Annotated in this window: 6 protein-coding genes; all 6 read right to left on the reverse strand. The window is 39.4% G+C overall.

Annotated features, from left to right (window positions below):
• Positions 1-237 precede the first annotated feature (237 nt).
• Positions 238-2,913, reverse strand: coding sequence for a glycoside hydrolase family 3 N-terminal domain-containing protein (locus tag U859_RS0123895; protein WP_025145794.1), 2,676 nt, complete (start codon positions 2,911-2,913; stop codon positions 238-240).
• Positions 2,913-4,337, reverse strand: coding sequence for an alpha-L-fucosidase (locus U859_RS0123900; RefSeq protein ID WP_025145795.1), 1,425 nt, complete (start codon positions 4,335-4,337; stop codon positions 2,913-2,915). The genes U859_RS0123895 and U859_RS0123900 overlap by 1 nt, the downstream gene beginning before the upstream one ends.
• A 60-nt stretch (positions 4,338-4,397) precedes the next feature.
• Entirely contained in the window at positions 4,398-6,032 is a 1,635-nt protein-coding gene (locus U859_RS0123905) for a SusD/RagB family nutrient-binding outer membrane lipoprotein (RefSeq protein ID WP_025145796.1), read from the reverse strand.
• A gap of 20 nt (positions 6,033-6,052) precedes the next feature.
• Positions 6,053-9,508, reverse strand: coding sequence for a SusC/RagA family TonB-linked outer membrane protein (locus tag U859_RS0123910; protein ID WP_084153141.1), 3,456 nt, complete (start codon positions 9,506-9,508; stop codon positions 6,053-6,055).
• A 121-nt stretch (positions 9,509-9,629) separates the two neighbouring features.
• Positions 9,630-10,820, reverse strand: coding sequence for an ROK family protein (locus U859_RS0123915; protein WP_025145798.1), 1,191 nt, complete (start codon positions 10,818-10,820; stop codon positions 9,630-9,632).
• A gap of 175 nt (positions 10,821-10,995) precedes the next feature.
• A complete protein-coding gene (locus U859_RS0123920; RefSeq protein WP_025145799.1) occupies positions 10,996-12,159 on the reverse strand; it encodes a peptide-N-glycosidase F-related protein in 1,164 nt (387 codons plus the stop codon).
• Between the last annotated feature and the right edge of the window lie 97 nt (positions 12,160-12,256).

Genomic DNA, 12,256 nt, shown 5'->3' on the forward strand with positions numbered 1-12,256 from the left:
AAACTAGTAGGATATTCAGCTTGTTCGGTATCTCAGGTTTATAATCAAAACTCCGTGCGTTCCGTGTTTCCGTGGCAAAAAATAATGTGAAGAGCATGCTCCTTTTGATAGATTCTTCGGCTACGCTCAGAATGACAAATCTAATAAAAACGAGCTCAAAAAAAGCCGCAGATTTAACCAGAATCTGCGGCAACTATTACTCGATTATGGTTTATACCCAACCATAGGGGTGTATTTTTAAGGTTTTACTGTGATGTTATCTTTTAAATAAAGCGCCTTGCTCGATGAGCCGATCATAATTCTATAATCTCCGGGAACTACGTCCCATTTATTATTGCCATCAAGCGTTTGAAGCACTTCTTTATCTATTTGAAAAGAGACGGTTTTCGTTTCACCTGTTTTTAAGCTCACCCTTTGAAAAGCCCTGAGCGCCAGAACAGGCTGAGCCAGTTTGCTCAATAATGGCCTCATATACAATTGAACCACTTCTTCACCATCGTAACTACCAGTGTTTTTTAGTTCAAAGGTTACAGTCGCGGTTTCATTTTTAGCTATGCTTTTGCTGCTGAATTTTAAGTTGGTATAAGAAAAATCGGTATAGCTCAATCCATATCCGAAAGGGAAAAGCGGCTCGCCACTTAAATTATTATAATCATCGCCCCTTCCGGTTGGCTTGTGGTTATACACCAAAGGTAGCTGAGATTCGTCAACAGGATAAGTAATCGGGAGTTTTCCTGAGGGATTTGCTTTACCCAATAGTATATCTGCCACGGCACTGCCGCCAGCTTCGCCAGGATACCATACATTTAAAACTGCGCTTACCTTATTTAACCATGGCTGCATATTGATGGCGCTGCCTCCGGTTAATAGCACCACAATGGGCTTACCAGTTTTTGCAAGTTCTTGCAGTAAAATCTCCTGATTACCCGGCAGGTTTAACATTGCCCGATCTAAAAACTCCCCTTCCTTTATTCCTGCGACAAAAACCACCACGTCGTTATTTTTTGCCGCTTTTATCGCATCTGTTATTTCGTTTGGTTGCTGAACATTGTAATCCCATACGAGTTTGATCTTGCCATTGCCTTTAGGTTCGAAAAATTCTACTTTAATGGAGTAGGCTTTATTTTTCTCAAAATGGAAAGGAACCGTTTTTACGCCGAATGACTTTTTATCCCAGTTATTAATCACCAGTTTATCGTTCAGGTACAATCGGTAACCGTCATTTCCCTCCAATCCGATATTAACATCTGCATTTTGGGGTATTTTAAGATTACCTTCCCAGCGTATCGAATAGTCATCCAGCTCAAGCTTTTCATCCGGAGGATATAATGTCCAGCTGAAATTGATGGCCTTATCTAACTGCTCTTTTACAGGTTCGCCAGCGAAATTGAGTCCTTTATAATATTTTGCAGTCAATCCCGATTTTTGATTGGCAAAAAGGAATTGGCTATCAACTGGAACAAAAGACTGAAGCTCGCGACTGCTTCCTTTTAAATAATTAATTTCAAAATCGCCGGATACTTCACTTTTCAATCCTTCCAAGATGTTTATCTTTTTATTTCCAGTGCCACTATAGCCGCCAAGCCTACCTTCAACAGCATCTTCACCCAATAGTAAAATACGTTTAGTGTTTTTTAACGGAAGTGTACGGTTATCGTTTTTAAGCAGTACAAAAGATTTCAAAGCGGCTTCTTTGGCGAGGATATGATTGCTTTGATCGTTTAACATTTTTTCAGCAATACTTTCATCAACATAGGGCTGCTCGAAAAGGCCAAGTTCGAATTTTGCTCTTAATACCCTGGCAAGGGCATCATCAATTCTGGATTTTGGAATACTACCATCTAAAAACGCAGGCAAAAATAATTTGTAGTGATTATAATCAACCTGAAAAATCACGTCCAGCCCGGCATTGATTGATTGTGCTGTAGCATCTTTATAATCTTTAGCGGTAAAATGCAATACATTGGCACCACCAACTGCTCCGGCATCCGAAATAACAAAACCTTTAAATCCCCATTCAGATTTTAATTTTGTAGTGAGCAACCAGTTATTTGAAGTGGCAGGCGAACCAAAAACACTGTTATAAGAAGTCATTAACGAACGGATGCCCACATTTTCAACGCCATCTTTAAAGGCCGGGAAATGAATCTCCTCTAAAAAGTGTTTATCCATTTCAATGGGGTAACTGTCACGACCGCCATCGCCAACATTGGCTATAAAATGTTTTGGGGTAACGATGATATTCTGTTTTTCTATGGCATTCATAAAGGCATGCCCCAACACAGTGGTTAGATAAGGGTCTTCACCGTATGTTTCTTCTACTCTGCCCCATCTTACATCGGTAGCCATGTTAATTACCGGCGCCAAAAGATCTCTTAAACCCCGCACCCGCGCTTCGTTGGCAATGGCTGTACCTATCTTAGCCACCAATGTCGTATCAAAACTGGCTGCTAAACCAATAGATTGCGGAAAAGCGGTTGCGCCTTGTCGCACCAAACCATGTAACGCTTCGTCAAATGGAATGATGGGAATACCCAAACGGGTTTCAGTTACAAAATACTTCTGGATTTTATTGATCTTTTTTGCAAGTGAAATTCCATCTTCAGAAGTGTTATAGGTTAACATCTGTTGTGCATTACCACTTCCCTGGGCGGCGGCACTTACCTGCAGGCCAAAAATACCATGTTTAAACTGCTGCTTATTCTGTTCGGTAACATCACCAGGGATCATGAACAACTGCCAGAATTTTTCTTCCGGAGTCATTCGGGAGATCAGGTCTTTTACCCTTAAATCGATACTTAACTTTGAATTTTTATAAGGCAATATTTGCGCTTTTTTAACCTGTGCAAAAAGACTGCAAGAGAAAAAAAGCGTGGGCAATAAGTATAGGTATTTTATCGATTTCGGCATCATTATTTGGTTTCGGGCGTAAAAGAAAAAGTCAGGGCTATTTTCTCATCGGTTTTAGGAAGATTAAAGTGGACTTTACCATCTTTCAATGTCCATTTTACTTTTTGGTTAGTGGTTAAAATGGTAATTGGCGTTCCTTTTTTAGGAATACTCCCCTGCCATGAAATTTCGTTAACCACAGCCTTATCAATAAAGCTGATTCCATAAACTGTTTTTCCGTCTTTACTCTGGGTAAACCAGTTTTGCCCGTCGTGATAGTTTTTGGTTATCCGTGTTCCATAAATGGCTGTACCATTTTTTGAAGTCCACTGCCCAATTTCTTCTAATTTTTTAACCACATCGTCAGGAAGCGTTCCATCTGCTTTCGGACCAACGCCCAATAACAAACTTCCGCCTTTGGCAACAATTTCTACCAGTTTATGCACTACTTCACCCGCAGACTTATATTGATCGTTAGGGACAAATCCCCATGCACCTCCTAAAGTCATACAGCTCTCCCAAGGATAATCCAATTGTTTTTCAGGGATTTTCTGTTCAGGGGTTTGGTAATTTTCGAACTGACCATGTACCGTTCTGTCTACCATAATTAAACCAGGCTGTGCTTTTCTGGCCATGTCTGCAATTTTCGGCATATCTATATCCTGGCTCCATTCGGGTATTGGCGCACCCCATGAAAGCACTTCCTGGTTTACACTGGCCCGCGGGCGAACCCAGCCACCATCTAACCATAAAATATCGATGCTGCCATAATTATTCATCAATTCGCCGATCTGGTTTTGGGTATAGCTTTTAAACATATTCCAGCGCCAGGGATTCTTTCGGATGTCGTAATTGTTGTTTCTGTTAGCGGTAGCATATTTGTCCCACCAATAATACTGAGAGTGCCAATCGGGTTTAGAAAAATAGGCACCGATCATAAAGTTTTCTTTGCGGAATGCATCGAACACATATTTAGCCACATCCTTTTTCGCATTAGTTGAAAAAGGACCTTTTGCAATGCTAAAATTAGACTGTTTGGTATCGAACATCGCAAAACCATCGTGGTGTTTGGTGGTAAATACCAGGTACTTCATGCCGGCATCTTTACCTGCTTTGGCCCATTGTTCAGGATTGAACTTTGTAGGGTTAAATTTTTCGCTCTGGCCCCAGTACCATTTTTTATAATCTTCGTATTTAATGGTGCTATCCCTTTCGATCCAATCTTCAGAACAGATAGACCAAGATTCGATAATCCCGGGAACGGCATAGAGTCCCCAGTGGATAATCATTCCAAATTTTTTATCCTGCCAGGTCTCTAGTTTTTGTTTAACCGCAGCATCTTTAGGCCATTCGTAAATTTCTGATTGGGGCATGATGTCGTTCTGTTGGGCAGAAGAACGATATACAAAGAGCATTAAACAGAAAAGAAAGTAAATTTTTATTTTCATTATCAGGGTATAAAAATCCCGACCACTACTGGCCGGGACATGAATTAATTTGATTTACGATTATGGCATCCAATATACCTTTTTGGCAATTTGAACATTAGCGTCTACATTACCGCCAATGGCATTCAAATTTGAAAGGTTGTTGGTTTTCTCATCGTCGGGATAAGGCAGCCTGTTATAGGTAACAGGGGTGTAAGTGGCATCCTTAGGTGTCACCCCAGTACGGCGGACTGTACACCAGGTTTCCACTGCATTAAACATACTTGCCAACCACGACTGCGTAATTATTTTCCGATAATTTCCGGCTACATCACCAGCTGTAAATTTAACCGCAGGGTTACTGGTAAAAACATCAATTTGTGCCTGGGTAATTGGGCCAGGTTTAGCTGCAGTTGGCCATATAGCAGTTGTATTACTATTAACTGTAGTATACCAAAAATTAACAGAGGCTTTCATCCCTGCATTATATTCTGTTTCGGCCAAAGCCTGATCGGCACCAACACCTATACCTTGGTTATAAATTTCGGCCTTTAAGAAATGTACGTCTGCTTCCGAAATAATTACATAAGGGAAACTCTGAAAATCACGTACGAGATAGTAATTAAATACAGCAAATTTATTACCAGGATCGGTGCCTGGAGCTTTTGGACTATTAGTAGATTCATTCGGATAAGGTGTACCACCATCTTGTACAGATCCATTTTGTGGTTGAGGCACCCATTTACCTGCATTATTTGGCATAAACCAGACTTTGTAACGCGGATCAAAAAATCCGGATCCATCATCAGCGTTGGTAGACGACATTTTAGCAAACACATTTGAACTCATCCTGATGTTCGAAACAGAGAGCTCCCGGAATGCATACCAATAGCGATCGCCATAATCTGGAGAATTTGGTATGGATACTAAAGGAAAACTTCCAAAATTACTTTTGTATAAGGCCGTAAGATCTTGATCATTAGGTAACGGGTAAGTAGAAGGATTTTCCAGAATTTCTGCAATGATGCCCTTCGCCTTGGTTTGCAGATTGGTTTTACTTAAACGAACAGCATAACGCAGTCTCAAGGCGTTTCCAAACTTTTTCCAGGCAACAAAATCGTTGGCTAAAAAAGATTCATAGGTACCTATTGAGCTTTGGTTTGGGCCACCAACACCTTCAACAGCAGCTTTCAGATCATCTAATAAACTGTTATAAACACTTTCTTCTTTATCATACTTCGGTTGGTAGTTTGCCGAGCCTTCGGTAGCAATAGCGGCCTGGCTGTAAGGTATATCGCCATAGCGATCTAACATCGATAAAGTTTTTTGGCTCATCAGAATAGTTGCCATATACTTTACATCATTATAAATGCCTGGATTTGGGGAGGCATTAACAAGCTTTATCAGTTGTTTATAATCTGCCAGATCCTGATAATAATTACGCCAAAAAGTAGTAATGTAATTAATGTAAGGTAAGTTTTTATTCTGAACGCCCTGCTGATTGGTAATTGGCATAAACAAACCGGCATAGATCGTATAATCTTCTTCTGTTGCACGTTTAGCCAGGTTATTAAAAAAGCCCGCAGGTGTTGCCGTAGAAACAGTTGCATCTTTGTATGGCTTATTTAGTTCTTCGAAACCTTTTTTACACGATACTCCACCAATGATTAGCGAGAGGCCAATTATAGTATGGATTACTTTATGTTGAATTTTCATGTGATTAATGCTTTAAGTGATTAAAATGAAGACCGTATAGTAAAACCAAATGATCTTGTTTTTGGCAGAGATCCATATTCTATACCTTGCATATTACCGATACCGTTTACGCCTTCTGGATTTAAGCCTTTAGGTATAGTAGTAAAGATGTAAAAAAGGTCTCTTCCAACCAGTGAAAGCGACAGGTTTTGAATAAATTTTGTTTTTTGAAGCAATGTAGCCGGAACCTGATAGGTTAAAGCTACCTCCCTAAGTTTCATCCAGGAGTTTTTAAATACTGATGCAGAGCGTGGAGCACCAAGGTGGTTCCAGGCAGAAAAAGTACCCTGATAGTACCATTGGTAATTTACCACATCGTTGTTTGGAGTAGCACTTGTAATATTGCCCTGAGCATCGCGGGTAACAAAAACACCTCCAAAATTAACCCCGCTGTTTGAGGTCGTCCCATCAGGATAAACCAGAGGTAAACCTCCACCGTCACGTTCTTTTAAGGTTTCTACTAAGTTTCCACTGCCCATACCTGCTGCATAAGAGCCGAAAAAGGTATCACCACCAATTTTTGCATCAGCCAATACATACAATGAGAATGCTTTGTACTTAAACGTATTAGTAATACCACCTGTTAACATGGGTTGAGAATTACCGATTGGCACCTCATCGGCCGTTTTTACCCACTGCGTACCTGCATAATAAGTTTTGCCATTAACGGTATACTGTAATGGCTGCCCATCTGTTCCTTCAGCACGCATAACTATTTTTTGGCCATTGTAATAGGTAAAATCTCTTCCGTATAAGGTACCATAGTTTTCGCCCACTTTAACACGTTGTGAAATACCATTGCCGCCAAAAAAAGTACCCAAGGTTAGGGTTTCAATTCCATCCTGTAAAGCCAAAACCTTAGTTCTGGCATGTGCTCCGCTTATAGATACATCCCAGCTAAAATCTCTCGTTTTTATTGGAGAACCACTGATAATGAACTCAAAACCGGTATTACCCAACGATCCTGTATTAATTTTAACATTGTTAAAGCCCGATGATAAGGCCAATGGATTATCCAGGATCTGGTTAAAGCTTTTCATGGTGTAACCTGTTAAATCTATATTTAACCTGTTTTTAAATAAACCTAAATTAATACCAGCTTCGAACGATCTGCTTTTTTGCGGTTTTACACCTTCGAATTTTAATGTACCTGGTAAGCTTTGTGCCTGCTGACCATTGTTTGTGGTTACATCCAAAAGATTAAAAATAGAGTATGGGTCGGTATCTGATCCTGTTTCCGCATAAGAAAGCTTCAACTTTCCGAAACTTAACCATGGTAAACTATTCTGTAAACCCTTAATCCCATCGGTAAATACATAACTTAAATTAGTGGCTGGGTAAAAATAAGAATTAGAGCCATTTGCCAATGTACTCGACCAGTCGTTACGCGCTGTAGCTTCTAAAAAGAGATAATTTTTGTAAGAAAGGTTTAAAAAACTATAAGCAGAATTTATCTTTTTGGTGTACTTTGTTTCCTCAGGCTGCGGAACAGGGTTTGAACCATTATTTAAAGCAAAAACAAATGGTTTTACTAAACTGCCATCTGTCCGGTTACTCGAAACATAATCATTGCGGTAATAACTTTCTACTCCAGCGGTTAAACTTGCATTAATCTCTTTGCCGAAAAGATTGTCTTTATGTAAACGGGCGAAAGCCTGTAGGTTGGTTGACAAGTTTTTGGCTTGTGCCAATTTATAAGCACCGTTTGCCTGACCTAATACATCGGTAGGATAATTTTTCACAGTGGTTACATCATTCGAATTGTCTACCCCACCTTGTGCGGTTACATTTAAGAAGTCAGTTAAATCGGCCATTACCTTCATCCCCCCGGTAAGCCCGTTGCGGTTAAAAAGCGTATTATTGTTATTGATATTCCAATACTGGTTAGCTAAATAACTTCCGCTGTAAGGATAAGCAGGCGAACCTGCAGGGAAATTACTTGGGGTAAGTACATCCTTCCGTGAATTATTAGGACCATAAGTATTGTCGAAATCTACGTAAGGGTTATAATCTCTTGGCATGGAATAAATTACCCCACCCAAGTAACCCGAACCAACAGTAGGGGCATTTAAACGGGTAAAGTTTACATAACTTGCCGTAACTTCTGCACTTACTTTTTTAGAAACCTTAAGTGTAGAACCTAAGTTAAAAACGTTCGACTGGATATTACTATTTAAAATATTGGCTTTGGTGTCATTTCGTGTATAAGAAATACGTCCGGTAGCATTATCATTACCGCCAGAAATGGCTACGTTATGACTTACTACAGAACCATCAGGAAAAAATGCTTTCCAGTTATCTGGCTGCGCAGAATATGGTCGTAAAACCCCATCATAGTTTAATATGGGTAGATTATCGAATCTCGGGCCCCAGGATTGACTACCCGGATAACTGAAGTAGGCATCAGTTGCTTTACCGTTTGGATAAGGAACCGTACCGAAAGAGTTACTTAAATACTCTCCCGCTGCAGTGTAATTATTTCCAATTTGATAACGCTGGCCTGCGGCATTAACGGGGAACATTTTACTGTTATCCGCCGTTAACATAGAGGCTACTCCACCTTGCCCGTATTCGTTTTGAAAATTTTGAAGTTCGTAAGGATTTGTATGTCTGTAAGAGTAATTGTAATCTATTCCAAGTCCGGGACGGTTACTCCCTTTTTTGCGTGTGATCAAAATAACACCATTACCTCCCCTTGCACCATATAATGCAGCAGCAGCTGGCCCCTTTAATACCGTAATGCTTTCTATATCGTCCTGGTTGATGAAGTTCATTCCTGTACCCCAGTCGTTATTTGAGGAAACATCGGCCCCTGTATTAGCGGCAACAGATGAAGTATTATTACCATTCACATTGGCCGGGTCGTTATTAATCGCCACACCATCCACAATAATTAAAGCCCTGTTATCACCAGTTAATGAGGTATTTCCACGGACTACAATCCTTGATGAGCCTCCTTCTACTCCACCGCCTGATTGTGAAATCTGTAAACCAGCAACCTTACCCATTAAACCCTGCGCAATAGTAGGCGCCTGACCAATGGTTAAGTCTTTTCCGGATACTTCCTGCGTAGAGTAGCCAAGTGCTCTTTTTTCCTTTTTAATTCCGAATGCCGTAGTTACCTGAACCTCATCCAAACTATTAGCAGATGATTCTAGTTTAACATTTACAGTGCTAGATGCTCCTACTGTGATTTCTTTAGAGATATAACCAACAGACCTAAAAACAAGGATATTTCCTTCTGCAGCTGAAATAGAAAATTTACCACCTGCATCGGTTTGAGTGGCTTTGGTTGTTCCTTTGATAGCGACACTTACACCTGGTAAGGGCCCTGATGCTTCCACCACCGTACCGGTAATGGTTTTTTGCGCAAAAGCAGTTATTGTTAAAAAGCTTAACAATAAAATACTTAAGCACCTTAAGTACATTCTTTTCATAAATTGGTTTAGTTTAGGATTAGTTAAAAGTGGTTCATAACTTGATTTAGTGGGTTTGCTTTATTTTGCCATGTATTATCAGTTTAATTAAAAAATATATCCTATTATTTTTAAGGTTTAGCTATTCAAACAGGCTACTTTCTACCGTTAAACTGGCAGCAGCAAGTAATTCGGCCTCATCGGTTAGTTTAGAAAGTTTAATTTCGGTTTGCTCCGCAATCCGCGGTATGCAAAATTCGTTAATGGCCTGCTGTATTGGCGGCAACAACATTTTACCTGCTTTTGCACCTCTTCCACTCAGCACAATAGATTCAGGATTTAATAAATGGATTAACGTTGATATTCCTTTTCCCAACTGGAAAATGGCTTTTGCCAGTATCGATATAGCTACCGGATCCTGTTTGCTTACTGCAGTTAAAAAGTGTTCGGCAGGATGTTTGCTTTTATCCGTAAATAATTTTGTCATGCTCGATTCGGCACCACCGGCAATTGCCTCCTGAGCCTTTCTGGCCATCACGAGTAATGAAGTATCTACCTCTAAACACCCTCTTCTACCGCAGGAACAAAGGTTGTCGCTATCAGATAGTGGGATATGACTAAATTCGCCAGCACTACCACTACTACCCCGGTATAATTTTCCATTAATAATCATTCCCAACCCGGTTCCCCAACCAATATTAACCACCATTACATCTTTCAAATCAATGGCTACACCAAAATTCAGTTCGGCAAGTGCAATTAAACTAGAGTCGTTATCAATATGCACCTGCAGGTTGATATGCTGCGAAAGGTAGCGTTGTAGCGTTGTATCTTCTTTTACCTTTAAAAAAGAATGGTTAATCCCTTCATCTGCATTCACAAAGCCTGGCATACCGATGCCAACACCTAAAATATCTTCTCTTTTGATTTTAGATTGATCTATACATTTATTGATAAAATTAACCAAATCAGTAATACTGATATTTTTAGAAGACATTTCGAATTCCAGCGATTGAACAGGAATAACCATTTTACGGGTAAGATCATAAATTGTTAATCTCGAGGTAAGCTGATCCATTGCTATGGCCACAATATATTTCTTCAGGTTTGGATTTATTAAAAACATGGCGGCCCTTCTTCCGCCGGTAGATGGAGCCAGGCCCTGTTCCAAAACATAGCCTTCAGTTATTAAATTATTTACAGTGGAGGTAACCAATGGTAAACTTTTTTTTGTTAGCTTACTTAAATCAGTGAGTGATAATGCTTTCTTATAATATAAATGTTTGATGATATCGGCGCGCAGCCTTTGTCCCTTCTCAATTATTACTGACATGTTTGGATGATTTTAAACAAACTTAATAATTTATTTTGTAAGCATCCATATACTTTATAATAATTTAAATAAGTAATTTAACTTCCTGAATATGGCATCGAAAAACAAATTATTTGGGTTTAATAAGATTATAGGTTTTGCCCAATTGAACAAAACCTATATGATTTACAACACTTTAACGACCTTGCAAATAAACAGAATGCCGTATATAACCCTGTTTATCTTTAAAAACAGCAGTTGGAACATCGATTTTAAAAGTATGATTACCAGCTGTTAAATTACCAAGACTAATTTCCCGTATCGGAATTATATCCCCAGGGCACCAGTTGCTCCATGAAGACCATGATGAAGCAGTTTTGGGTGTAAGGCCATAAATACTATTACCCTGAGTATTGTACTGGCGATAAGGTTCACATGATTTTCCTCCTGGTTTATATGTCAGCTTAAGAACATTATCAAAATAGATATTATGGTCTCTACGGATATATTCTTCTCCTCCAGGGTTGGCACCGTGTGCAGAAGTAATAAGGTAAAGCCTGGCGTCGGTAATTGCTGAGGGCAGATTAATGGTATATGTTTTTTTACTACTTCCTATCTGATCTGTATTGTTTGCTGTAAAGTTATCCAAATCTTTTTCAGTTGCTATCTGGATCATCTGTACGACTGTTGTAGGATCAGCTCCACCAGATTTATTGATGAACTCAACTGTACCATAAAATGTCTCATTATGTCCGGCACATCCGCTTATTTCTTTTTGGGCTGCATAAGGCACTCCAAACAAATTGAACACGACATAAATATCATAAGTAGCAAGCACATTTGCATCTCTTAATAAATTGGCAACATTATTTACGCTAAAGAGGTAGGGTGCAATATTTGGCGTTTTGTTCTTATCCATAAATGGCGTAATAAAACGGCCTACTTCGATGTGTTTGCCAATATTCTCGCTAAATGCCGAATTTTTGGGAATAAAACTCAGGCCAACAGACCCAATCCTATCATAATTATCGCAATATGGTGTAACGCTTACTTTGATATCTAAGCTGTTAGATAATTTAGAAAGATCTGCAACACTTAACTTTTTAACGTATTTGGAGTTCGATATACGTGTAACCTCTGCAGGCACGGGCCCAGTTACCGTTGCGGCGTAACCATCATAAAATAAAATCTGGTCAAATACCTTAAAGGTATTGGGCGCTGCCGCTGGTGTATTGGCCAGGCTTAATGCGCCATTCTTAGAAAGTGATATTTGTTCGCTCGAAAGCTGCTCACTTTCATTTCTTTTACATGAGGCAAGTAATAGTATTACTGCCGAAAAGATTAACATACTTTTTTTCATAGTTGGTAAATTTAGGTTAGAAAATTAGTTCGCATATGTTTTAACAAAACCATAATAACATGATAGCCAATACATAAGCATAAACTAAAGTAACAAA

The organism is Pedobacter jeongneungensis, from assembly GCF_000633455.1.
GTDB lineage: Bacteria > Bacteroidota > Bacteroidia > Sphingobacteriales > Sphingobacteriaceae > Pedobacter > Pedobacter jeongneungensis_A.